The 23,527-nt window shown below is 62.7% G+C and carries 26 protein-coding genes and 1 other RNA gene; 16 read left to right on the top strand and 11 right to left on the bottom strand.

The features are described 5' to 3' along the window. Positions 1–112: 112 nt before the first annotated feature. A complete protein-coding gene (locus tag GGQ68_RS10035) occupies positions 113–1,018 on the top strand; it encodes a LysR family transcriptional regulator (RefSeq protein ID WP_183965548.1) in 906 nt (301 codons plus the stop codon). 17 nt (positions 1,019–1,035) lie between these two features. Here the strand turns inward: GGQ68_RS10035 and GGQ68_RS10030 are convergent, their stop codons facing one another. Both GGQ68_RS10030 and GGQ68_RS10025 read right to left on the bottom strand, forming a co-directional pair. Further along, the gene (locus GGQ68_RS10030) at positions 1,036–1,404 is read right to left on the bottom strand and encodes a hypothetical protein (protein WP_183965546.1); all 369 of its coding nucleotides are present in this window, start codon (positions 1,402–1,404) and stop codon (positions 1,036–1,038) included. A 113-nt stretch (positions 1,405–1,517) separates the two neighbouring features. Next, entirely contained in the window at positions 1,518–1,724 is a 207-nt protein-coding gene (locus tag GGQ68_RS10025; RefSeq protein WP_183965544.1) for a cold-shock protein, read from the bottom strand. Positions 1,725–2,036: 312 nt separating this feature from the next. Here GGQ68_RS10025 and GGQ68_RS10020 point away from each other — a divergent pair, with 312 nt between their 5' ends. After that, positions 2,037–2,348 carry an arsenate reductase family protein gene (locus tag GGQ68_RS10020; RefSeq protein ID WP_183965543.1) on the top strand — a complete coding sequence of 104 codons (312 nt, stop codon included), beginning with the start codon at positions 2,037–2,039 and terminating at the stop codon, positions 2,346–2,348. A gap of 99 nt (positions 2,349–2,447) precedes the next feature. On the opposite strand, the gene GGQ68_RS24835 is transcribed toward GGQ68_RS10020, so the two are convergent. The 3 genes from GGQ68_RS24835 to thrS form a co-directional block, all read right to left on the bottom strand. Then, complete coding sequence (locus GGQ68_RS24835) at positions 2,448–2,642, bottom strand: hypothetical protein (protein WP_183965751.1); 195 nt, start codon at positions 2,640–2,642, stop codon at positions 2,448–2,450. A 418-nt stretch (positions 2,643–3,060) separates the two neighbouring features. Then, positions 3,061–3,552: a hypothetical protein gene (locus tag GGQ68_RS10010; RefSeq protein ID WP_183965541.1), complete on the bottom strand. Its 492-nt coding sequence runs from the start codon at positions 3,550–3,552 to the stop codon at positions 3,061–3,063. A gap of 9 nt (positions 3,553–3,561) precedes the next feature. Next, complete coding sequence (gene thrS / locus GGQ68_RS10005; protein ID WP_183965539.1) at positions 3,562–5,511, bottom strand: threonine--tRNA ligase; 1,950 nt, start codon at positions 5,509–5,511, stop codon at positions 3,562–3,564. 126 nt (positions 5,512–5,637) lie between these two features. Between thrS and GGQ68_RS10000 the strand changes: the two genes are divergently transcribed. The 11 genes from GGQ68_RS10000 (at position 5,638) to GGQ68_RS09950 (ending at position 15,140) form a co-directional block, all read left to right on the top strand. After that, positions 5,638–6,885: an MFS transporter gene (locus tag GGQ68_RS10000; protein WP_183965537.1), complete on the top strand. Its 1,248-nt coding sequence runs from the start codon at positions 5,638–5,640 to the stop codon at positions 6,883–6,885. Positions 6,886–7,065: 180 nt separating this feature from the next. Then, positions 7,066–7,809, top strand: coding sequence for an alpha/beta hydrolase (locus GGQ68_RS09995; RefSeq protein WP_183965535.1), 744 nt, complete (start codon positions 7,066–7,068; stop codon positions 7,807–7,809). 40 nt (positions 7,810–7,849) lie between these two features. Continuing rightward, positions 7,850–8,815 carry an alpha/beta hydrolase gene (locus tag GGQ68_RS09990; protein WP_183965533.1) on the top strand — a complete coding sequence of 322 codons (966 nt, stop codon included), beginning with the start codon at positions 7,850–7,852 and terminating at the stop codon, positions 8,813–8,815. 57 nt (positions 8,816–8,872) lie between these two features. Beyond that, positions 8,873–9,301, top strand: a complete 429-nt coding sequence (locus tag GGQ68_RS09985; protein ID WP_183965531.1) for a VOC family protein — start codon at positions 8,873–8,875, stop codon at positions 9,299–9,301. Positions 9,302–9,396: 95 nt separating this feature from the next. Beyond that, positions 9,397–10,359: a nuclear transport factor 2 family protein gene (locus tag GGQ68_RS09980; protein ID WP_183965529.1), complete on the top strand. Its 963-nt coding sequence runs from the start codon at positions 9,397–9,399 to the stop codon at positions 10,357–10,359. A 276-nt stretch (positions 10,360–10,635) separates the two neighbouring features. Beyond that, on the top strand, positions 10,636–11,739 hold the full coding sequence (locus tag GGQ68_RS09975; RefSeq protein WP_183965527.1) for a LysM peptidoglycan-binding domain-containing protein: 1,104 nt from the start codon (positions 10,636–10,638) through the stop codon (positions 11,737–11,739). A gap of 3 nt (positions 11,740–11,742) precedes the next feature. Next, positions 11,743–12,786 (top strand): transporter substrate-binding domain-containing protein, encoded by a 1,044-nt coding sequence (locus GGQ68_RS09970; protein WP_183965525.1) that lies wholly within the window; start codon positions 11,743–11,745, stop codon positions 12,784–12,786. A 205-nt stretch (positions 12,787–12,991) separates the two neighbouring features. Next, the gene (locus tag GGQ68_RS09965; protein WP_183965523.1) at positions 12,992–13,702 is read left to right on the top strand and encodes an alpha/beta fold hydrolase; all 711 of its coding nucleotides are present in this window, start codon (positions 12,992–12,994) and stop codon (positions 13,700–13,702) included. Positions 13,703–13,778: 76 nt separating this feature from the next. After that, an RNA gene (gene rnpB / locus GGQ68_RS09960) (RNase P RNA component class A) lies at positions 13,779–14,199 on the top strand. Positions 14,200–14,331: 132 nt separating this feature from the next. Further along, positions 14,332–14,499, top strand: a complete 168-nt coding sequence (gene rpmG / locus GGQ68_RS09955; RefSeq protein WP_183965521.1) for a 50S ribosomal protein L33 — start codon at positions 14,332–14,334, stop codon at positions 14,497–14,499. Between the two features lie 290 nt (positions 14,500–14,789). Beyond that, positions 14,790–15,140, top strand: a complete 351-nt coding sequence (locus GGQ68_RS09950) for a hypothetical protein (protein WP_183965519.1) — start codon at positions 14,790–14,792, stop codon at positions 15,138–15,140. Positions 15,141–15,190: 50 nt separating this feature from the next. Here the strand turns inward: GGQ68_RS09950 and GGQ68_RS09945 are convergent, their stop codons facing one another. The 3 genes from GGQ68_RS09945 to GGQ68_RS09935 all read right to left on the bottom strand — a co-directional run bounded on the left by GGQ68_RS09945 (position 15,191) and on the right by GGQ68_RS09935 (position 16,900). Then, positions 15,191–15,652, bottom strand: coding sequence for a cupin domain-containing protein (locus tag GGQ68_RS09945; protein WP_183965517.1), 462 nt, complete (start codon positions 15,650–15,652; stop codon positions 15,191–15,193). Positions 15,653–15,757: 105 nt separating this feature from the next. Then, a complete protein-coding gene (locus GGQ68_RS09940; RefSeq protein ID WP_183965515.1) occupies positions 15,758–16,537 on the bottom strand; it encodes a Bax inhibitor-1/YccA family protein in 780 nt (259 codons plus the stop codon). Between the two features lie 141 nt (positions 16,538–16,678). Further along, positions 16,679–16,900, bottom strand: a complete 222-nt coding sequence (locus GGQ68_RS09935; RefSeq protein WP_183965513.1) for a DUF1127 domain-containing protein — start codon at positions 16,898–16,900, stop codon at positions 16,679–16,681. 184 nt (positions 16,901–17,084) lie between these two features. Here GGQ68_RS09935 and GGQ68_RS09930 point away from each other — a divergent pair, with 184 nt between their 5' ends. After that, the gene (locus GGQ68_RS09930) at positions 17,085–17,966 is read left to right on the top strand and encodes a LysR family transcriptional regulator (protein WP_183965510.1); all 882 of its coding nucleotides are present in this window, start codon (positions 17,085–17,087) and stop codon (positions 17,964–17,966) included. Positions 17,967–17,970: 4 nt separating this feature from the next. On the opposite strand, the gene GGQ68_RS09925 is transcribed toward GGQ68_RS09930, so the two are convergent. Both GGQ68_RS09925 and GGQ68_RS09920 read right to left on the bottom strand, forming a co-directional pair. Next, positions 17,971–18,375, bottom strand: a complete 405-nt coding sequence (locus tag GGQ68_RS09925) for a hypothetical protein (RefSeq protein WP_183965508.1) — start codon at positions 18,373–18,375, stop codon at positions 17,971–17,973. Between the two features lie 53 nt (positions 18,376–18,428). Next, positions 18,429–19,463, bottom strand: coding sequence for an alkane 1-monooxygenase (locus GGQ68_RS09920; protein ID WP_183965506.1), 1,035 nt, complete (start codon positions 19,461–19,463; stop codon positions 18,429–18,431). 185 nt (positions 19,464–19,648) lie between these two features. On the opposite strand from GGQ68_RS09920, the gene GGQ68_RS09915 reads away from it, so the two are divergent. After that, a complete protein-coding gene (locus tag GGQ68_RS09915) occupies positions 19,649–21,334 on the top strand; it encodes an NAD(P)H-dependent oxidoreductase subunit E (protein ID WP_183965504.1) in 1,686 nt (561 codons plus the stop codon). An 86-nt stretch (positions 21,335–21,420) separates the two neighbouring features. Here GGQ68_RS09915 and GGQ68_RS09910 read toward each other — a convergent pair whose 3' ends face one another. After that, a complete protein-coding gene (locus tag GGQ68_RS09910; RefSeq protein WP_343055911.1) occupies positions 21,421–22,326 on the bottom strand; it encodes a lytic transglycosylase domain-containing protein in 906 nt (301 codons plus the stop codon). A gap of 78 nt (positions 22,327–22,404) precedes the next feature. On the opposite strand from GGQ68_RS09910, the gene ftsY reads away from it, so the two are divergent. Beyond that, on the top strand, positions 22,405–23,520 hold the full coding sequence (gene ftsY / locus GGQ68_RS09905; RefSeq protein ID WP_183965502.1) for a signal recognition particle-docking protein FtsY: 1,116 nt from the start codon (positions 22,405–22,407) through the stop codon (positions 23,518–23,520). The last annotated feature ends 7 nt before the right edge of the window (positions 23,521–23,527 follow it).

Genomic DNA, 23,527 nt, shown 5'->3' with positions numbered 1-23,527 from the left:
CTCGGGGGTCGCAATTGCGACGCTCTCCGATGCGTTTGCGTCTTGAACACTATATGGCACATGCCCCATGGTGAGACAAACTCATAAATCTCATCAATAACATGAGGCGCGTATGCATATCGAATTCCGTCACCTGCGGACGATCAAGGCGATCCACGACTTCGGCGGCGTGGCCAAGGCGGCGGACACACTCAACATCACACAGAGTGCGTTGAGCCATCAAATCAAGGGTTTGGAGGATCAGGCCGGGGTGGAATTGTTCATCCGGCGCTCCAAACCGATGAAACTGTCGCCCGCCGGGATGCGCTTGCTCCGGTTGGCAGAGCAAGTGTTGCCGCAGGTGGAAGCGTTACAGGACGAATTCATGGGGCTGCGCGCCGGCAGCAACGGGCGCCTGCACATCGCGATCGAATGCCATGCCTGTTTCGAGTGGCTGTTTCCTGTGCTGGAGGCATTTCGCAAGACTTTCGCCGATGTGGACGTCGATATCCGTCCCGGTCTGGCCTTCGACGCGTTGCCCGCGTTGATGAAGGAAGAGGTGGATGTGGTCATCTCCTCGGACCCGGAGGAATTGGCCGGGGTCTCTTTCGTTCCATTGTTCGACTACGCGCCGGTGTTCGTGGCCTCCGCCAATCATCCACTGGCGGCAAAGGCGTATATCGAGCCGGAGGACTTTCGTGGACAGACGCTGATCACCTACCCGGTGGATCGCGCGCGCCTGGACATTTTCAGCCAGTTGCTCACCCCTGCAAAGGTCGAGCCTGCCGCCATCCGTCAGGTGGAACTGACGGCGGTGATCCTGCTGCTGGTGGCCTCCAACCGGGGGGTGTCGGTGCTGCCCGATTGGGTGGTGCGGGAGGTGAAATATTCGTCGGACTATGTCACGCGTCCCTTGACGAAAGAGGGGCTGACCCGCCGGCTTTATGCAGCGGTGCGCACCGAGGATCTGGAAAAGCCATACATGAAGGAGCTGATCCAACTGGCAGGGCAGGAAGCAAAGCGCCTGCAATCGGCATGAGATCGCGAGACGAACATCTATCGACAATCCGCAGCGGCCTGAGACGTGGCCAGGTCCCAATCGTTGGCATAGTGCCAGCCCGCGGCGCGGGGGCGCCTGGCGCTGAGAACCTGCACGGCTTTTTCGCGGAAGCATCCGCAGTTCACGTCGGGAAGCGTCTCTCGACAGTATTGCCCCGGATCTATGATGGCGCCGCCGCCGCGCCCGTTGCTGGCTTCAATCAGGCCCTGTCCGTCCCCGCCCAGCGGCCGATATTTCTGAAACGCGGGAAACCCTTCGGGGTCTGCTTGCGTCAGGGGCGGCATGAATTGCACGCCGACCACAAGCGCGCCGGTGAAAAGCAGACCGGCGACGATGGCAATGGCATTGGTTCCAACGACAGGCATGACAGGCTCCTTTCAGGCGCAAGGAAACTGCGCCCCGAGCAGCCTTAGAGTCGGGCCAAAACGTTAAAATCCTGTTTCGGGGCGCGGCAGAACCGCGCTCCGAAGGGCCGGGATCAGCGGACCTTGAGGTCGGAGGCCATGGCGCGGCCATCACGGCCTTCGCGCAACTCGTAGCTGACAGGCTGGTTGTCGGCGAGTCCGGTCAATCCGGAACGCTCAACCGCCGAGATATGTACGAAAACGTCCTTGCCGCCCTCATCTGGCGCGATAAAGCCGTATCCTTTGGTCGTGTTAAACCACTTCACGGTGCCGCTTGGCATGGTTCCCGTGCTCCTTCTGAAGTCTTCGTCCACTTCCACATCGGGAGGAAGCCACCCCGCGACCCCCGAGCCTTCTTTGCGGACATCCGGCGCTTGCACTCAGCGTATCCGGGTGTTTTTCGAGCATCGCGTCCTATTCTGGACAGCCACATAAATGCAAATGCAAGAAATTTTGCCTCGTGTTTCAATGCCGCGCCTTTTATGTGAATTTTCTTAACGCGCTTTGCGCAGAAGGCGGGCGAGACGTGCCGCCTTGTCCGTCTGATGCGCGGTTTCCAAACAGCGCGGGGCGAGGATAGAGAGGGGACTAAGATGGTTCTGTATGGGCTGAAAACCTGTGACACCTGCCGCAAGGCGCTGAAGGCCTTGAATGCGGACTTCGTCGATGTGCGTGCGGATGGGGTGCCACAAGAGGTGCTCGCGGAAGCACAGGCACACTTTGGCGATCGGCTGTTGAACACGCGGTCGACCACTTGGCGCGAGATGGACGAAGCCGCGCGTCAGGGCGCGCCGCTGGATTTGATCGCGGCCCACCCGACGCTGATGAAACGTCCGCTGATTGTGGATGGCGATCAGATGTATCTTGGCTGGGACAAGGCCACACAAGCGGCCTTGGGGGCCTGACATCACCATCGAAGGGTCGCGGCGTCCAAGAAGAAAAACGCCCGCCGCCGCGCACCACCAGCACCGCCAGAATCACGACCCAAAACATGCGAGCGTCGATCAGTGCGTAGCGCGCGTCGACCAGCGCGCCACAGCCGCCGCGCCGTAGTAAGGAATGTGGGTGGCCGTCTGGACGACGCCGGTGCGGGGCGTGATCTCCGCCAGAAGCTCCGGTTCGGTCCGGCAGCTCTCGGCGAAGGCAAGGTAGGACGACGGGTTTTCCAGCAGTATCGGGCGCTTGGACCTGATTAACATGGCTACAAACTGCCAGCGCCTGCAGCGCAGCCGTTGTCGCCAGCCAGTGCATGGCCTTAGCATTTCTCTTGCTCCATGACCTGTGCGCCGGTGGCAGTGGTCTTGATGCATGCAGTCTTGGTGTTTCTTCGTGAAATATGCACCGTCCAAGCTGTGCGGCCCGAGCGGTGCCTTTACGCTGGCCTCTGCGATGCCTGCCCACCACTGACGGCGACGCCAGTGCACCTCGGTGCCGGGTGAGATGCCGCGGGTGCAGGGGGATGAATGAAATGCAACGAGGCAGAGCGCCATACTGAAACAACCGCGCAGTTTCTACCGCGACAGGCAGGGCGACTGTTACAGGATTTCGATGCAAACCGACGGCGCGCAGCTGGCGATCAGGACATCCGTCAAGCCTGGTACCATAGCGTCCAGCGTTTCAGCGCAGGTCAGCCTCCGTCAGAACGCGCGCGGTGACGCGGGGGGGCTGCCGGCAGATGACGTCAAGGATCGCGTCCAGCGTCAGAACGGCGAAGTGGTGGAACGGGTCCTGGTAGACCTGATGGGCAAAGCTCGCCGCTTCGACCTGCGCACGATAGCGGGACTGTGGATAAAGCCGTAGCGGGCTGTCCTCGGTGTCGTCGCTCGGTTCCGGCTCGGCATAGGCTTCATCGCGCCACTGATAGGCCACGCAGCGGGTGAACATCAGGCGGTAGCGCAGACAGCCGGGTTCACTGTCGATGGTGTGGATGGGGCCGGGGATGGCGGCAAAATTGTCGCGCCGTACAGCATCGGGGATCGGCTGTTCCGCCACCTCTGCCCCGTCGACCCAAAGCGTCACCGCATCCCGCGAGGGACCCGACCGAAGTTCATGGAAGAGCAGGTTCCGCTCAGCCTTGAGAACTTCGGTCGCGTCGATTTCTTCGGTCACGAGAATGCGTTACCGCTTGTCCGGCGCGGTGGCGTCAGACGCGAGGCTCGGCACGATCTCGTCGAGCGGCTGCACGGAGGTCTGCTTTTCACCAAGACGGCGGACAGACACGGTGCGCTCTTCGACTTCGCGATGACCGACGGCAAGGATGACCGGCACTTTGCCCAGCGAATGTTCGCGGACCTTGTAGTTGATCTTTTCGTTGCGGATGTCGGCCTCGGCGCGGACGCCTGCGTTCACCAGCTGTTCAACCACTTCATGCACATAGTCATCTGCTTCCGAAGTGATGGAGGCCACGACCACCTGACGCGGGGCCAGCCAGAAGGGCAGCTTGCCTGCGTGTTCCTCGATCAGGATGCCGATGAAGCGCTCGAACGACCCCAGAACCGCGCGGTGCAGCATGACGGGGCGGTGCTTTGCGCCGTCCTGACCGATGTAGGTCGCGTCCAGCCGTTCGGGCAGGTTCGGGTCCACTTGCAGCGTGCCGCACTGCCATTCCCGGCCGATGGCGTCGGTCAGGGTGAACTCCAGCTTGGGCCCGTAGAACGCACCTTCGCCCTCAAGGATCTCGAAGTCGTAGCCCGCTGCCTTGCAGGCATCGCCCAGCGCCTGTTCGACGCGGTCCCAGCTTTCCTCGGACCCGATGCGCTTTTCCGGGCGGGTCGACAGTTTGATCGTCCAGTTGTGAAAGCCCAGATCGTCGTAGATGCCAGCCAGGAACTTGATGAACTTGGCGGTCTCATACTCGATCTGATCGTCGGTGCAGAAGATATGCGCATCGTCCTGGGTAAAGCCACGCACCCGCATGATGCCATGCAGCGCGCCCGAGGGCTCATACCGGCTGCAGGAGCCGAATTCAGCCATGCGCAGCGGCAAATCCCGGTAGGATTTCAGGCCTTGGTTGAACACCTGCACGTGGCAGGGGCAGTTCATCGGCTTCAGCGCGTTGATCGCCTTTTCGCGGGCGTGTTCCTCGTCCACTTCGACGATGAACATATGGTCCTGGTAGTTGTCCCAGTGGCCGGATTTTTCCCACAGCTTGCGGTCCACGACCTGCGGAGTGTTGACCTCCACATAGCCGTCGCGCTCCTGCTTGCGGCGCATGTAATCCTGCAGGGTGGTGTAGATCTTCCACCCGTTGGGATGCCAGAAGATCTGGCCCGGCGCTTCTTCCTGCATGTGGAACAGGTCCATTTCGCGACCCAGCTTGCGGTGGTCGCGTTTGGCCGCTTCTTCCAGCATGTTCAGATACTTGCGCAGGTCTTCCTTGTTCTTGAAGGCCACGCCGTAGATGCGCTGCAGCATCGCGTTGTCAGAGTTGCCGCGCCAGTAGGCGCCCGCGACTGACATCAGTTTGAACGCATCGCCCGGCACCTGGCCGGTGTGCTGCAGGTGCGGGCCGCGGCATAGGTCCTGCCAGTCGCCGTGCCAGTACATGCGAATGGGCTGACCGTCGTCGGGGATCGCGTTGACCAGCTCCACCTTGTAGTTCTCGCCGGAGTTTTCGTAGTGCGCAATGGCATCGGCACGGGACCAGACCTCGGTCCGGATCTCGTCGCGCTTGTTGATGATCTCTTTCATCTTCTTTTCGATGGCGCCGAGATCTTCGGGGGTGAAGGGCTCCGCACGGTCGAAATCGTAATACCAGCCGTTGTTGATGACCGGGCCGATGGTGACCTTCACGTCGGGCCACAGCTCCTGAACCGCGCGCGCCATGATGTGCGCCAGGTCGTGGCGGATCAGCTCCAGCGCGGGGGCCTCGTCGGCAAGGGTGTTGATGGCGATGGCCGCATCGGCCTCGAGCGGCCATTGCAGATCGTGATGCTGGCCGTCGACCTGTGCGCTGATGGCCTTCTTGCCCAGCGACTTGGAAATCGACGCAGCAACTTCCGCAGGGGTCACCCCCTTGTCGAAATCACGTTTAGAGCCATCTGGGAAAGTCAGGGAAATCTGGGACATCTGAGTGTCTCCTCGTCGGTTTGGCGCCCACGGAACGCCCGGTTGCGGGTTATGTTGTGCGGCGCCTGAATGACCTCGGGGGCGCGGTGTGTCAACACCAGAGACGTACCCAAGAGGCACGACGACATGACCAAGACCGAGACGGATGTCTACGATGAATTGACCGGGGCGGACCACGCTTCTGAAACCGAAGCCCGCAATGGCCTGCGTCACATGCTCAGCCTCTCCATGACCAAGATCGCTGACGGGCTGATCGATCCCAAGCTGGTGCTGAGCTGGCTGGCGGGCAACCTTGGCGTGCCGGCCGCGATCACGGGGCTGTTCGTGCCGATCCGGGAGGCGGGCGCGCTGCTGCCACAGATCATCCTGGCTGGGCGGGTCGAAGCCATGACACACCGCAAATGGGCCTGGGTCATCGGGTCGGCGGGGCAGGGGCTGATGTCGGCGCTGATCGCCGTGTCGGCGCTGTTCCTGACAGGCTGGGCCGCGGGCCTTGCCATCGCGGGGGCCTTGGCGGTTCTGGCGCTCAGCCGGGCGCTGTGTTCGGTCAGCTACAAGGACATCCTCGGCAAGACGATCCCGAAGCAACGGCGCGGGGCGGTCACGGGCGTTGCCGGATCTTCGGCCTCGCTGGCGGTGCTCGCCTTTGCCGCTCTGTTGATCTTTGGCATCGGACAGGAAAAGGGGCCGGTGGTCATTGCGATCTTTGTCGCGGCGGCGCTCTGGATCGGCGCGGCGACAGTGTTTTCCACCCTGAACGAGAAACCCTCGCGGGTCGAAGACAACAGCCCGGCCATTGATCTGACCCCCTTGAAGCAGGACAAGAAATTCCGCCGTTTCATCTATACCCGCGGAGCGCTGACAGTGACAGCTCTGGCGCCGCCGTACTTCGTGATGCTCGGCGACGGGCAAAGCGCCTTGCAAGGACTTGGGGCGCTTCTGCTGGCCTCGGCTGCGGCGTCTTTCGTCAGCTCCTACATCTGGGGGCGGCTCGCGGATCAGTCGTCGCGCTGGGTGTTGGCGCTGTCCGGCTTTGTCGCGGCGGCGTTCATGGCTCTGGCCGTGGCGCTTGACCTCATGGGGTTGGTTGGCCCCGTCTGGGTTGTGCCACTGGTGCTGTTCGGCCTGATGGTCGCCTACCAGGGGGTGCGGCAGGGCCGTTCAACCTATCTGGTGGACATGGCGCCAGAGGACGCCAGATCGTCTTACGCAGCCTTGGCAAACACGTTGATCGGCTCCTTGCTCTTGATCGTGGGCGCGGTCGGCGGCGCGCTGGCCTTTGTCGGGCCGCAGGCGGCATTGGCGGGCTTTGCGGTGCTGTCGCTGCTGGGCGGTGTCCTGGCGCTGGGCCTCGACGAGGTCGAGACCGAGTGACACCCGCCAAAGCGACCGACCCCTGGAGACGCGGAAAATTGTCAGCTGACAATTTCGCGCCATCTGTCGCCTCGGGGCGGTCCCTCGTGCTTTGCAGCCAGCGCAAGGGTGTCTGGCGCATTTCGGGTCTTGGCGTCGTCGTGAACTTAGGTAAGGTCGCGTGAAAAGGGGGAGAACTACATGTCTGAAGTAACTTTCATGAATGGTCCGCGCGGTAACAAGCTGGCCTATGCGTATACGCCGGGGGAGGGGCCTTGTATCGTATTCCTCTCTGGCTATCGCTCTGACATGGAAGGGACGAAGGCGGTCCACCTCGAAGCCTGGGCGGCCAAACGCGGCAAGGCGTTTCTGCGGTTTGACTACTCCGGGCACGGGCAATCGGGCGGCGCGTTCGAGGATGGCTGCATCGGGGACTGGGCCGCGGATGCGGAGGCCGTCGTGCGTCATGTGGCAGGCGACGGGCCTGTGGTTCTTGTCGGGTCTTCGATGGGGGGCTGGATCGGCTGCATCCTGGCGCGCAAGTTGAAACGGGTGACTGGCTTCGTCGGGATTGCCGCTGCGCCGGATTTCACCGAGGACAGCTTTTGGTCCGGGTTCAGCACCGAACAGCGCCGCACCATCATGGAAGAAGGGCAGATGATCGTGCCCTCCGCCTTCGAAGATCCGTATGTGGTGACCCGCAAGCTGATCGAGGATGGTCGCAAGAACCTTGTGCTGCGCGCGGCACTGCGGATGCCATGGCCGGTGCGGCTGTTGCAGGGCACCCGTGACGAAGCGGTCAGCCGCGAAACGGCGTTGCGGTTGCTCGATCACCTCGAAGGGCCGGATGTGTCGCTGACCTTTGTCCGCGATGTGGATCACCGCTTTTCGACGCCGGCCTGCCTTGCGCGGATAGAGCATGTGATCATGCGCGTCGGCGGATAGGCCTGCCGCGCTCCGGCGCAACGGACGGAGGGCGCGCCCGATGATCTGGATGGTGTTGGCTATCGTGGCCGCCCTGGTCGTGGTCTGGACCCTGTTGCCGCGCGAACCGGTGTCACTTGATGTGGGGTTCGACGAGACGCGCCTTGCGCGCGGCGTATCCGACTATCTGGCGGAGGCGGAGCGCGGGGTGCCACATCTGCGGCCCGGCGTCGAAAAGCGCGTGGTCTGGCATGGCACGCCGGAGGCTCCTACGCCGTGGGCCGTGGTCTATGTGCACGGCTTTTCCGCCAGCTCCGAAGAGCTGCGTCCGCTGCCCGACCTCGTGGCGCAGGGTTTGGGCGCGAACCTGATGTTTGCGCGCCTGAAGGGGCATGGCTGCGATGGTGCTGCCATGGCCGAGGCGGGTGTCGACGACTGGATGCAGGACGTGGCGGAGGCGCTGGCCATTGGGCGCACCATCGGGGACCGCGTGCTTGTGATGGGCTGCTCCACCGGCTGTACTTTGTTAACCCTTGCGATGCAGGCCGGGATGGGCCACGACGTGGCGGGCGCTGTCATGGTCTCTCCGAACTACAAGCTCCGCGATGCCAAGGCTTCTGTCCTCACGTGGCCCGGCGCGCGCTGGTTTCTGCCATGGCTGATCGGTCGGGATCGGGGGTTTACCCCGCTGACAGAGGCGCACGGGCGGGCGTGGACCGCGCGCTACCCGTCGGTTGCCGTGCTGCCCATGGCCGCGGCTGTGCGCGCGGTGGCCAAGCGAGATCCGGCGGCGGTGCGGGTGCCAGCGCTCTTTGTCTTCGACGAAAACGACGGGTTGGTGGACCACACGCGCACAGTCGAGATAGCCGCTCGATGGGGCGGCCCTGCGGAGGTCATGCGGGTCGAGACCGGCCCGGGCGATGACCCCGGCCATCACATCATCGCGGGCGATATCCTGTCGCCGCGCCAGACGCAGCCGGTGGCAGAGCGGGTGCTTGGCTGGGCGCGGGCTCTTGATGTTTTCTGACAGGAGGGCATGCCAGATATCGGACTGCCCTCTCTTGCCCCCGAAAGGATGACGACCATGGATCAACGTATCAGCCTGATCACACTTGCCTGCCGCGATATTCCAGCAACCGCAGCGTTTTACGAGGCGATGGGCTGGACGCGTGTGCCAAGCGAAGAGGGCATCGTCGTGTTCGATCTGCTGGGGCAGACGCTAGGCCTGTATGGGCTGGAGGATCTGGCCCGCGACATGGGGGTCCCGGCGGAGCGGCTCGGCCATGGCGCTGCCACTTACGCCTGCAACGTGCGCGATAAGAATGAGGTCGCAGAGGTGCTTGACGCCGCGCGCGCAGCCGGGGGCGAGGTGCTGCGCGAGGCGCATGACGTGTTCTGGGGCGGCCACATCGGCTATTTCGCGGACCCGGAAGGCCACATTTGGGAGGTGGCGCATAACCCGTTTTCCCGCCTTGGGCCGGATGGCGCATTTCGATGGAACGGCTACGACTGACCCGTCTTTCGGCATGAACGCCCCGGCCGCGTATACGGATTGTCCACCATTTGCGGGCATTCCTTTACCACGATGCGCGTTGGCCGGAGGACGTCATGCAGGGATTCGAACCACGTTTCAGGGACTTTCCGGACTACATCCTGACCGGGGCGCGCGAGGTCTGGGAAGGGCGCGCGCCGGGGCAGGCATTGCACCGCCTGTATCACCCGGCGATCATCCATCGTGACGCGCGCGGCATTGCCCAAGGGGTCGACGATTTGCTGGCCGCGCAGATGCCGGGGCTTGCGGCCTTTCCTGACCGGCAGGTGCTGGGCGAGGATGTGATCTGGACCGGCAATGACAGGCGCGGGTTCCTTGGCTCGCACCGGTTGACGGTTGCGGGGCGGCACACGGTCGAGGGGCCCTGGGGGCCTGCAACCGGGCGGCGCTTGCGCTTTCGCGTGATGGCCGATCGCTTTGCCAAGCAGAACCGCATCAGCGACGAATGGCAGGTGACGGATACCGCAGCTGTCTTGAGGCAGATGGATGTGGAGTTGCAGGAGTTTGCCCGCGCGCGGCTGGAGCAGTACGACGGTGATGAGCCGGTCTTTTGCCCGGAGGTTGACGTGCCCGGCCCCTACACCGGACGTGGGAATGAGGTGAATTGGGGGCTTGCCTTTGAGCAGGTGCTGACCGAGTTGATGGCCGGGGAATGGCAAGCGATCCGCAGTCATTACGACCGTGCCTGCCAGTTGGTCCATCCCGGCGGTGCAGAGCGGCATGGGCTTGCGGCGGCAGAGCATTTCTGGCTCGAATTGCGCGCGGCGCTGCCGGATGCGCAGTTCGTCGTGCACCATCGCATCGGGATCGAAGAGGCCATGTTGCCGCCCCGCGCCGCACTGCGCTGGTCGTTGACGGGGCGTCATTCCGGGTGGGGCGCGTTCGGACGGCCCACCAATGCCAGGGTCCATGTGATGGGCATCAGCCATGCCGAGTTCGGTCCAGACGGGCTGAGGCGGGAATGGACGCTGTATGATGCGGTGGCGGTCTGGATGCAGATCCTAGCAGAGGTGGGCTGAGCGTCGTATCTCACATGCGGCGTCTGGACCGCGTAGCACTCTCAGATTGATCTGTTGCATATCAGTTCGCCCGGTAGCCCTCGCGCATCACGCCATTGATTCTGTGGATAAGGTGGTGTCGGTGTCGCGTTCGGTCCTGAAGGGCGTCACCTTTACGTGGTTTGCCCCTTCGGAACCCTTTGATAGATATGGTTAAGCACACATTCCCTAGGTGAATTGTTGACCAAACCCACAACATGGGCGCACCTTTACACAAGTTCAGTTGGGGGAATGAGTATGATCAAGCGTGCCATCTTTGCGGCGGCGGCCTGTTTCGGTGTTGGAACAGTCGGGGTTTCGGCCGAGGAAACCTGCGGCGGACTGTATCGTGTGAAGTCAGGGGATTCTCTGTCGATGATCGCGGACCGGCTTTACAAGGACGTGGGGCAGTGGAGCGCGATTTACCGCACCAACCTTGAGGTCATTCCCAGCCCGGACGCGATCCGCGTTGGCCAGACGTACCGGATGCCCTGCATCAATGGTCTGCCGACGGGGCTGGAAGGTGGCACACCCCTGGCTGAGGTCACCGCACCGCAGCGAACCGCCCCGACGCAGGTGCAGGCGCAACGCGCCCGTGCCGAGGCAGAGCGCCGTCAGGGCGTGGATGTCAGGCTGCTGGCGGGGGACGATTTCAAACCCTTTACCAATCGGCTTCAGATGTCGTCCGGCATGATTACGGACCTTGTGAACCGCGCCTTTGTTGCCAATGACGACACCGGCCAGCACAAGTTCTACTGGATCAACGATCGGTCCGTGCACCTAGATCCGATGCTGTCCGAAGGCATGGTGGATCTGGCCTTTCCATGGCGGAAACCGGATTGCGCTGCGCATCCCGATAGCACGCTTTGCACCGATTTCGTGTATTCCGAACCGATGTTCGAAATGCTCGTGGTGCTGTTTACCGCCAAGGGGTCCGGCGTGCGCTACACATCCGAAGGCGATCTGGACGGGCTGCGCATATGTTCGCCGCTGGGGCACACCACAGCCACGCGACAGGGGGGCAGCGCCGGGTACCTGGCCCAGGCAGGCGCGCGGTTGCAGCAGCCCGCCAGCGCCGAGGACTGCTTCATGCGGCTTGTCTCCGGTCAGGCGGACGGTGTGGCGATGAATGAATTCACCGGGCGCGTCGTGCTCAAGGAGATGGGGTTGAAGGATGCGGTGGAGCTTCAGCTGTCCCGGCCTCTGGCGATCGAAAGCCTGCACGCCGTGGCCCATCGCAACAACCCGCGCGCCGAGGATCTGATCGCGGCGTTCGATGATGGGCTGGCGACGCTGCGCGACAATGGCGCGTATCTGAAGGTCATCGACACGCATATGTCGTCGATCTGGGCGGGGCTTTGAGCCATGACACTGCGACAGAGCGCGGCGGGCGCGCTGGCTGCCAGCATGATGCTGGGCGTTGGCGCCGCATGGGCACAGACATGCACGCCTGAGACCTACACCGTTCAGCCCGGCGACACGGTGTTCACCATCGCGGCGGGAAAATATGGCGACCCGGAGAAATGGACGCTGATCTACTACGCCAATGAGGCCGCGCTTCAGGCCTCCGTGTTTCAGGTAACGCCGGGCGACAGCCTGAGGCTTCCCTGTGCGCCGGGCACGGAGGTGGTCGAGGACGCGACGCCCTTGCGTCAGGACGATGCCGAGCTGAAGCTGCTGACCGGCGGCAATTTCGCGCCCTTCACCGACCCGGATTGGCCCGGACAGGGCATGATCACCGAAATCGTCAATGCCGCGATGGAGGCGACGCCCGCGCCGGTGACCTATTCCATCACATGGGAGGATGACTGGTCGCAGCATCTGTTCCCCGCGCTGGCGGGGAAGCAATTCGACATGGGGTTTCCTTGGTACAAGCCCGATTGCGCGGCCACGCCGGACAATGAGCGCTGCGTCAATTTTCATTTCTCGGAGCCGCTGGCCGAGATCCTTGTGCTGCTGTTCGTGCGGGCCGGTTCCGGCATTGATTACCAAAGCGACGCCGACATGGTGGGGCATACGCTGTGCCGTCCGAAAGGGTATTTCACCCATGATCTTGACCGGCCCGGCCGCGAATGGCTGAGCAGTGGCGCGATCAAGCTGATCCAGCCGGACACGCCAGAGGCCTGTTTCACTCTGCTGCAAGACGGGCAGGTGGATGCGGTCACGGTGAATGTGTTCCTTGGCGCGCAAACCATCGAAGAGATGGGGCTGCGCGGGCAGGTGGTTCCGCTGGACAAGCCGCTGTCGGTGGAGGGGCTGCATGTGGTGATCTCCAAGACCCACTGGCGCGGAACCACGTTCCTGTATCGGTTCAACGCGGGACTGGCGGCGCTGAAGGACAGCGACCGCTATGGCCAGATCGTGTCCAGGCATCTTGGCGTGTTCTGGGACGAGATAAAGAGCCCGTGATTCGCGGCGGATGAGCCTCGGTCTTCGTCGGGCGGGCGGCGCTGGGCGGTTTTGCGCAGTGGTGTTTTCTGCCCCTTTCACCTGACGGGGCATCTGTTAGGTTGCCCCACGGTTGATCGTTGGGCAACCCGACCGTTTGCAGATGTCTTGAAGAGGATAATGGTGACGAGCGTGACAGCAGCGCAGGTACGCGAGGGGACGGGGGATGCCTGAACCCATCGTCTTTTTGCCGGATATGCTGTGCGATGCGCGTCTGTTCGGGCCGCAATTGGCGGCGCTGTCCGGGCGTCGTGCCGTGATGGCCGCGCCGATCACCGGCGGCGAGCGGATCGAGGAAATCGCCTCCAACCTTCTGGATCAATTGCCGAAACGCTCTGCCATCGTTGGGTGTGGCATGGGCGGGGCGGTGGCGCTGGAGATCGTGAGACGCGCGCCGGATCGGCTGACACGCCTGTGCCTGATGGACAGCTCTCCGTTGCAGGACACCCCGCAGCAAGCCGCCGCACGCGATCCGCTGTTGATCCGTGCCCGCGCGGGGAAGTTCGAAAGCGTCATCGACGAGGCCCTGCATCTGGGTGATCTGGTGGCCAGCCCGTGGCGGGGTGAGGTCGCGGCGCTGATCCGCGACATGGCCCTGGGGCTGGGACCGGAGGTTCTGGTGCGCCAGACCCGCGCATGGCAGCGCCGCAAGGACCAGCAGGGCACGCTGCGGCGCATCAACATGCCGACACTGGTGGTCTGTGGTGCGGAGAACCGGCAGCTTCCGGTCAAACGGCATGAATTCATGGCGGAGCTGATCCCCGGCGCGCACCTGCGCGTGATCGAAGACGCGGCGCATTTTTCCATGCTCGAACAGCCCGATGCCGTGGCCGATGCACTGTCTGATTGGCTGGCAATGCCCCTGGTGCTGCGCTGACGCAGCCGCGCCTTCAGCGCGATTGCATCAACATTGGGATTGCGCCGGGGGCACAGTGTTTCTATGTGGACAGCGCGCGGAGGGGCGGACGGCCGCTTGGGGGTAACCCCGAGAGGAAAGTCCGGACTCACCAAGGCGCCGGTGCCGGGTAACGCCCGGGCAGGGCAACCTGACGGACAGCGCCACAGAAAACAAACCGCCGTGCCGCCCGGACCTGTCCGGGGGATCGGTGCGGTAAGGGTGAAACGGTGGGGTAAGAGCCCACCGGGGGGATGGCAACATCGCCCGCATGGCAAGCCCCACCGGGAGCAATGCCTAATAGGGATCTCGCGCCCGTCTGATGCCGCTTGCGGCATATCGGGGCAGGGCGGCTTTGGCCCGAGAGATCCGGGTTGGCAGCTAGAGCCACGTGGCAACATGTGGCCCAGAGGAATGGTCGTCTGAGGGCGGGGCAACCCGTCGTATAACAGAATCCGGCTTACAGGCCCTCCGCGCACTTACTTTTCCCGTCACAATAAGGGTGACGGCAGTTGACTCCGCAGCCTCGACCGGTAAAAGGCAGGCTTCATATCTATTTCACGCGCGGGGCGCCCCCCGGCGTTGCTAGGGACAACCCCGGGAGACTTACTATGGCGAAACCAGCAACCATCAAGATCCGCCTGAACTCGACCGCAGGCACTGGCCACTTTTACGTGACCAAGAAAAACGGCAAGACGATGACCGAGAAGATGACCGTACGCAAGTACGACCCGGTCGCGCGCAAGCACGTCGAGTACAAGGAAGGCAAGATCAAGTAATCTTGATCCCTTTTGGAATTCTGCAAGGCCGTGTGGGAAACCACGCGGCCTTGTTGCTTTTGGCGGATCGCGTTTCGAGGTGATCCGCTGCCGCGCAGGGTATTATGCAAGTGCAGAAAGAGGTTGCCCGGTTTGGTCTACCGTAGTATGCTGTTAACCCATTGATATCATGTCATGTCGGCTATGCGCTGACGTGCGTAGCTCGCTGGTGCTTTATATGCGATGCTGCAACGCAGAAAATGAGGCTGCGCGTTTGGTGCGGACCTCTCACCCGAGCGTGGAGATATCCTATGACCCTTCGTACCCTTGCCGCCGTTGCTTTGCTTGCCCTGCCTGTCGCTGCATCCGCCGAGACCGTTACCCTTGCATCCGACATGTCTGGCGCAACCGTGCACAGCGCGACTGTCGATATGTCGGTCTACTGGACCGCCAAGGGCGACGCCTATGAGCTGACAGCAATTTACGCCTCGCGCACCGATGCCGAAGACACCGGCCGTCTTGTGATGGCGCTGACAGATGGCGACTCCGTCAGCTTTGGTCTTCCGGGCCATGTCGGCCAGATGTTCACTTTCGCTCGCCAGGGCGACGCCGTGAATGTTGTGGCCGACGCCTCCGCACCGGCGCTGGTCGCAATGAACTGATCGGGTCACACCTTTATCAGAAAAGCCGCTCGGGTTTCCGGGCGGCTTTTTTATTTCGGGATCGGATCGGCGGGGGCGCCATTGGCCCATGCCCAGCGGGCGTCCCCCGTGCTGCGGTCAAAATGCAGCACCCGGTCGCCCTGCGTGGGGTAATGTACCCGGTCCCGTGGCTTTCGCGTGCCGATCACCAGATAGCGCACGGGCGTGTCAGAGCGGTTCTCCACCCGATGACCGGTGGGCGTGCCAGAGGCGAAGGTGGCGGCCATGCCGGGGAGGAAGGGCGCTGTGGTGTCGCCCTCGATCAGTGTGGCCTCGCCTTCGAGCATATAGACCATCTCGTCCTCTTCCTCGTGCCAATGCGGATGCGCGCTGGCTGCGCCGGGTTGGAGGATTTCTACAAAGGCGCCGAACTGGGTCAATCCGCCGGTGTCGCTGAACAGCAGGGCCTCGAATGCGCCCAAGGGACCGTCACCGGAATCGCGCTGCACATCGTCTTCGGTGATCACTGTCATAAATCCCTCCCGTTTTCCCGAAGCTTAGCGTGATTCTTATCCGAGAGGTCAAAAGAAAAGGGCCGGTCACATGGACCGGCCCGTCTTCGTGCGATGTCAGAGGCGTTATTCGTTCTGACCCATGAACATGAGCAGGAACTGGAACATGTTCAGGAAGGAGATGTAGAGGCTCAGCGCGCCGTCAAAGGCGGCCTTGTTCAGCCATTCCTGATCCCCGTGGGAGGCGTGCGCCACATAGGTGTTCTTGATCTCCTGCGTGTGGAAGGCGGTCAGACCGGCAAAGATCAGAACGCCGATGGCGGAGATGGCCATCATCATCACGCTGGATTGCAGGAACAGGTTGACCAGCATGGCCACCAGCAAACCGATCACACCCATCATCAGGAAGGTGCCCATGCCGGACAGGTCCTTCTTGGTGGTGTAGCCCCAGAGCGACAGACCGGCAAAGGCAATGGCCGTTACAAGGAACGTCTGCGCGATGGAGTAGGGCGTGTAGATCATGAAGATCGTGCCCATCGAGATGCCGATCACGGTGGCAAAGGCAAAGAAGCCCAGCTGAACCGCTGCGGAAGACCCGCGACGCATCAATGCGCCCCAGCCAAAGAACAGGAAAGCCAGTGGTGCGAACATCAGCACCCATTTGAGCGGTGAGACATACAGCATGTAGCCGATGTCAGTCAGATAGCGGTCGGCGCCAATCTGATATTCGTTCGGTGTGGAGGTGACGGCCAGCCCGGAAATTGCCCATGCGGCCAGTGCAGTAAGCACCATGCCGATGGACATGGTGCCGTACACCTTGTTCATATGGGCGCGCAGCCCTTCGTCAATCTGAGCCGAGCGTGCGCCTGTGGCGCTTGTCGCACGGATCGTATTAAATTCAGCCATGAAAGCCTCCGATTGGTACCTGTTGAACTCCACGCGCAAGCGTGGACCCCGCGTGCCAACGCGGACCCTGCGTCAGATATTGGCAGTCTGGCACAGGTTTTCAAGCGGAACCGGGCTTTGGATCGTTAGAAAAGGTCTGTTTCACATACGCCAATGATCTGGGCAGTCCCAAAACGGGCGGTCGGCTTCATTTTTGGCGGCTTGGACGCTGATGCCGATGTCGCGCAGGGTGTCGCGGTCCAACTGGCGAAGGGCGTGCCGCTGGCGGGCGGTTTCGGTCCAGGCGGCCAGGCGGGCGCGAAGAGAGCGTGGCGCACGGGGGGAGGTCGCGCGCAAAGCGGGAGAGAGGTGGAGCGACATCATGTCACGAATCCTTTGTCTTGGCGTGATGCGCGCAGGGGCGGAGGCACTGCAGGGGCGCAGCGCAAAGCGTTCATCACAGTTTGTTAGGTTTTTACGAATCCCATCGGGATGATTGATATATAGGGTGACGTGCTGTATCTTTGAAACGAATGGTTTTGACGGTCAGCATCACGGAGCTTGATGAATGCGAAATCTGGATATCACCGTCCTGCGGTCCTTTGTGGCTGTGGCTGAGGCGGGCGGCGTCACGCGGGCGGCTGGCTTTCTGAACCTTACTCAGTCTGCGGTGTCCATGCAGCTGAAGCGGCTCGAAGAGATGCTGGACATGAAGCTGCTCGACCGGTCAGGCCGGGGTGTGACCTTGACGCCGGCGGGGGCGCAGCTTTTGGGCTATGCCCAGCGGATGGTGGAGCTGAACGACGAGATCTACACACGCCTGACCTGTCAGGAATGGGAGGGGGAGATCGTGCTGGGGGTGCCCGTGGACATCGTCTACCCGGTGATCCCGCAGGTGCTGCGACGCATGGCGCGCACCCATCCTCGGGTGAAAATACAGTTGCTCAGCTCGTTCACGCGGTCGCTGAAACGGCAGTTCGCGCGGGGTGAGGTGGATGTGATCCTGACGACAGAGGCCGGGGTGGACAGTGGTGGGGAAACGCTGCTGGAGGTGCCGATGCTTTGGGTCGGCGCACCGGAGGGACAAGCCCGCAGGGCGCGGCCGTTGCGCGTGGCTTTCTGCCGGTCCTGCGGATTTCGCGAACATGCACTGGGCGCGCTGGATTCAGCGGACCTGCAATGGGAACTGGCGGTGGATTCGGACAGTGACATGACGGTGGATGCCACGGTGAGCGCCGACCTCGCGATCTCGGCCCGGTTGCAGGGGCACGCACCGGCCTTTGTCGAGTATATCGAGGACGATGCGTTGCCGCAGCTTGGGACGCAGCGCATCAACCTTTACGCTGGAAACGGTCGCAAGGCGATCACCGATATTCTGTGCGATTACATCCGCCAGGGCATGATGCAGGTGGGCGCGGACAGCGCGCGCCGACCGCGCGACGCGGCCTGACGCCTCAGACGCCGATCTTTGGTCCGTAGCACAGCATCGGCTTATCGTCTTGCTGCGCTTCGTACAGAACCGTGGTGGAGGCGTCGTTTTCAAACACGGCGCGCAGCTTGCTGCCGTCTTGAAAGAAGCTCCAGCATTGCGGTGCGTTCGGAGCGTCCTCGTAGACAAAGCAGATGTTGCCGGTCTCTGCCTCGTACCAGTACCCCTCCTTGCATTCGCCATCCATGAAGGACCAGCGCACGCGGCGGTCGGGGAGGTACTCCTCCACCCCGTAGGAGTCGCCACCAAGCCCGTAATAGAGCGTCTTGCCGTCCACGTAGGATTCGAAGTCGCGGGCGGTCAGTGGTTCGGCGGCAAACGCTGGAAGAGCGGTCAACGCGGTGAGGGCGGCGGCGAGGATATGTTTCATGCCACAATTCTGCCAGATTTCCGCAGCGCGGCAAGGGACAGTTTTAGAATTGGTTAAGCGTGGCGCTCTTCGGGCGAGGGTCCGCTTGTGGTCGGCTGCCATGCGCGGGCGCGCGGGTCCATGATGTGCCGCCACAGCGGTGGGACAAGGGCGATCACGGCCATCACGGGCAGGGAATGCGGCAGGATCGGCATCTGGTCGCGGTCCAGATCGAGGCCGGGATAGTGCCGCGCGGGATGCGCATGGTGATCGGAATGGCGCGGTGCGTTCAGCATCAGGGCAGAGGAGAACCCCTGCGGCGCGTTCCAGCTGTGACGGGCACCGACGGGCTCAAACTTGTCGGCTGCGATCTGCTGCCGTTGCAGCCCGTAGTGCTGGACGTAATCAGACAGCAGCAGTTGAAGCTGCGCGTAGGCCGCAAGCAGCACCAGCGCCAGCACGCCCGCCCAGCCGGCCAGCGCCAGTGAAATGCCCATGGAGATCAGCGCGAGCAGCCCGTAGGCGGTGTAGGGCGTCAGGCCGCTGGGGCGCAGCCGCCGTTCCGCGCGGTAGCCTTGCACCAGCGCGCCACGCCAGGCCCGCCCGGCAAAGTGCCAGAAGCCTTCGCCCATGCGCGCGGAATTGGGGTCCTTCGGCGTCGCGGCATGGATGTGATGGACGCGAGGGTGCGCCGAGGCATGAAATCCGAACAAGACCGAGCTGTAGACCGCCACGCCCAAACGTCGCATCCAGCGTGGCGCGCGGTGGATCAGCTCATGCGCGTTTGAGTTGCTCACCTGCCCAAGGAACAGGGCCAGCGCAAGGAACAGCGCCAGCCGGTCCGAGAGTGCCAGGTCGCCCTCCGCCAGCACCCAGACGCCGCCGTAAAGCAGCGGGAAGTGCAGCAGTCCCAATGTGACAGACAGCGCATCGCCCGCCGGGAATTCTGCGTCAGGATGATCCGGCGCGGCCAGGGCGGTCAGCTTGTCCATGCCGTAGGTGAAAACGGTGATGTAGAGGAGCGCGATCAACGCGAAGGGCGCGCCAAGTGTCATGGCGAGTGTCAGTGCCACGACCATCCCCAAGGTCGCCAAGGTGAATCGTGTCATCTCATCCCCATTTTAACCCGCCCGATACCATTGGATGTCTTACCTCTATCGGAACTTTCCGTCACGCATCAGACAAAACCCGGGGCTTTTGTGGGCGTTGTCCCACCGCAAGGCGTCGTTTTTTACCTGCGCAAAAGCTTACTCGGCGGATAAACTGCGCAGCAAGTACAAGAGGGAGTAAGGCCATGGCACTCGACGAGCGCAAGGGCGTGTGGAAAAATGCGCGTGGCAAGGGGCGCAGCACCCCGAAAGGCCGTCAGGTCGAGGATCAGGCATGGGCCGACGTGCGCGCGCTGTTGGGTGACCAGGACCGGCGTCGGGACCTTTTGATCGAATTCCTCCATCTGATTCAGGACAAATACGGCCATCTGTCCGCAGCGCATCTGCGCGCGCTGGGAGAGGAAATGCGGCTTTCCATGGCCGAGGTTTACGAAGTCGCGACGTTTTATGCCCATTTCGATGTGGTCAAGGAAGGCGAGACACCGCCGCCCGCGTTGACGATTCGGGTGTGCGATTCCCTGTCGTGCGAGATGGCCGGGGCCGAACAGCTTCAGGCCGCCCTGGAGGACGGGATGGACCCCTCGCAGGTGCGTGTGCTTCGGGCGCCTTGCATGGGCCGCTGCGACACGGCTCCGGTTTTGGAGATCGGGCACAACCACATCGACCACGCCACGGTTGAGAAGGTCGAAGCGGCCATCGCCGCGCAGGACACGCATGCCCATCTGCCCGAGTACGAGGGCTACGAGGCCTACGTGGCGCAGGGGGGCTACAGCAAGCTGGCGGAGCTGCGGGACGGCGGCGATTGGGAGCAGGTGCAGGAAACGGTGCTGTCATCCGGCCTGCGCGGTCTGGGCGGTGCAGGCTTTCCGTCGGGCCGCAAATGGGGGTTCGTGCGCGGGGCCGAAGGTCCGCGCTACCTTGCGGTAAATGGCGACGAGGGAGAGCCGGGAACCTTCAAGGACCGCTTTTACCTCGAGCGGCAACCCCATGTTTTCCTTGAAGGAATGCTGATCGCGGCCTGGGCGGTGGAGGCAGAGCGCGCCTTCATCTACATGCGCGACGAATATCCGGCAGTGTTGGCGATTTTGCGTCGCGAAATCAAGGCACTGGAAGACGCAGGTGTTGTGGATCACGGCTACATCGACCTGCGTCGTGGTGCCGGAGCCTATATCTGTGGCGAAGAGAGCGCCATGATCGAGTCGATCGAAGGCAAACGCGGCATCCCACGCCACCGCCCGCCCTATGTGGCGCAGGTCGGGATCTTTAACCGGCCAACTCTGGTGCACAACGTCGAGACGCTGCATTGGGTCTGCAAAGTGTGCCGCGAAGGGCCTGAGGCTTTGTCCTCGGTTGAGAAAAACGGACGCAAAGGGCTGCGGTCCTACTCCGTATCGGGGCGGGTGCAGAAGCCGGGCGTGTATCTTTTGCCCGCCGGGTCGACCATCAACGATGTTATCGATGCTGCGGGCGGAATGCGAGACGGACACGTTTTCAAAGCCTATCAGCCGGGTGGTCCATCCTCTGGCCTGCTGCCCGCATCCATGGCGGATGTGCCGTTGGATTTCGACACGTTGCAGCCGCTCGGCACCTTTATTGGCTCGGCGGCGGTCGTGGTTCTGTCGGATCAGGATTCGGCGCGCGATGCGGCGCTCAACATGCTGCGCTTCTTCGAGGATGAAAGCTGCGGTCAGTGCACGCCCTGTCGTGTCGGGTGCGAAAAGGCCGTCAAATTGATGAGCGCCGACACTTGGGACCAGCCACTGCTTGAAGAGTTGTGCCAGGCGATGGGCGATGCGTCGATTTGTGGGCTGGGGCAGGCCGCGCCGAACCCGATCCGTCTGGTGATGAAGCACTTCTCCGAAGAAATCTGACCCGAGATTTCAAATAAGTGGAAATAGTGACGGAATGGGCGGTCAGGCCGCCCATTTTCGTTCTTGAATGTGGCGAATGTGCTGGTTCAATCCGTGGCGTAAACCGCGCAAATGCAGCCGTTTCGTTTGAGCGCCGCGCAAAGCTTCCACGCAGCGTCACGGCTGTTGCGCCCCAGACGCACCATGTAGTAGCCGCCCTTCGGGCTTGCCCGGCTTTTCGACCAGATCAGGAACGGCTCCTCCCCGCCGATCGTGCGGCGACAGCTGCGGGTCGTTGCGCGATACTTGCTCAACGCGGCGCTTTCGGAGAGTCCGAAGGCCACCTGGACGCCCCACGGCGGTAAGACAGGCTCTGGTTCCGGGTAGGCGGTCAAGCGACGGTGGCGGGCGAGCGCGTGGCAGGCGGGCTGAAACGGCGTGTCGCCATCAAGACGAAAGTCATGGTCCTCGGGCGGGCTGTCGCGCCATGTTTCTGCGGTGAGCCCGGTGATGATCTTCACGTAGTTTATGGTTTCACGGGCCAGTCCCCCGGTCTTTGCGATCAGCCCTTCGGCGCGGCGCTCGCCGCCATTGTACCCGACGGCGGCCAAGCCGGGGTTGCCGTATTTGCGGGTCATCTCCCCCAGATATTCTGCGGAGAATTCCAGCGCTTCGGCGGGATTGTAGGGGTCTTTCAGACCGCGCAGGGCAGCGGTGGAGGCGATGAACTGCGCGATTCCCATGGCATTGGCGTGGCTGAGGGCATTGGGATCAAACCGGCTTTCCTGCCAGATGAGCCGCGCAAAGAAACCGGGATCGAGGTCGTTGGCTATGGCGAATTGTTCGATCGCCTGACAGGTGTCGTGCACGAAATGCGACGGGCGGATGCACTGGGTTTGCGCATGTTGGCCTGTGGAACACAATGTGCCGGGCTCGGCCAGGGCCTGCCCGGAGAGACACAAGAGCAAAAGAACACGCCACAACACCCGCATGACGTAATAAGAGCGCGACACGAACCGGGGTCAACTCACACTTTCATTAAAGGGCGCGGCGTATTAGGTGAAGGGAACGCAAGTTGGGAGGCGTCCTCTATGTCCTTTTTCGGCAATCTGAAAAACAAGCTGTTCAAGTCGTCCTCCAAGCTGGATGAGGGGCTGGACGCCATCGTCGAGGAGGGCGCTGACGGCGCGGCGCCCGACGCGTCCGAGCCTGTCGCAAACGAGAGCCCGACCCCCAACGTTCCTGCGCCGCAGGCCCCGATGGCGGTGATGGACCCGATGCCCCTGCCGGAAGAAACGGAGCCTCAGGGCACCGCGCGTCCCGGTCTGCTGGGCCGCTTGATCGGCGGTGGACAGACCGATGATGATGCGCCCCGGCGTGTGCTGGACGACGACATGCTTGAAAGCCTCGAAGAGCTGTTGATTGCCTCTGACATGGGGGTGGATACCGCTTTGCGCGTCACGTCGAACATCGCCGAAGGCCGTATGGGACGCCGCGTTTCCGCGCGGGAAATCAAGGAGCTTCTGGCGCAGGAAATCGCCCGCGTGATGGAGCCGGTGGCGCGTCCGCTGCCGCTTTACCCGCAAAAGCCGCAGGTGGTGTTGGTCGTCGGGGTCAATGGCTCTGGCAAGACCACGACCATCGGAAAACTTGCCAGCCAATTCAAGGCCGCCGGGAAGTCGGTCGTGATTGCGGCGGGCGACACGTTCCGTGCCGCGGCTGTCGAGCAGCTTCAGGTCTGGGGGGACCGCGCTGGCGTGCCGGTGCTGACCGCGCCGGAGGGCTCCGACCCCGCGAGCCTTGCTTATGATGCCATGACGAAAGCGCAGGCGGAGGGCGCGGATCTGTTGATGATCGACACCGCCGGTCGCCTGCAAAACCGTGCGGATCTTATGGAAGAGCTGGCCAAGATCGTGCGCGTGATCCGCAAGAAAGACCCCGACGCCCCGCACAACACGTTGTTGGTGCTGGACGCGACGACAGGGCAAAACGCGCTGGTGCAGACAGAGGCCTTCCGCCAGTTGGCGGATGTGTCCGGGCTTGTGATGACAAAGCTGGACGGCACGGCCAAGGGCGGTGTTCTGGTGGCCCTGGCGGACAAGTTCGGGTTGCCGATCCACGCAATCGGGGTGGGGGAGCAAATCGACGATCTCGCGCCTTTTGACCCCGAAGAATTTGCCGCGGCCCTTACGGGACTGGAGACGTGACGCCGAC

This window comes from Sagittula marina (assembly GCF_014196795.1).
In the GTDB taxonomy this organism is placed as follows: Bacteria; Pseudomonadota; Alphaproteobacteria; order Rhodobacterales; family Rhodobacteraceae; genus Sagittula; species Sagittula marina.
The sequence above is the reverse complement of the archived record's forward strand: the minus strand, read 5'-3'. Positions and strand labels throughout refer to the sequence as shown.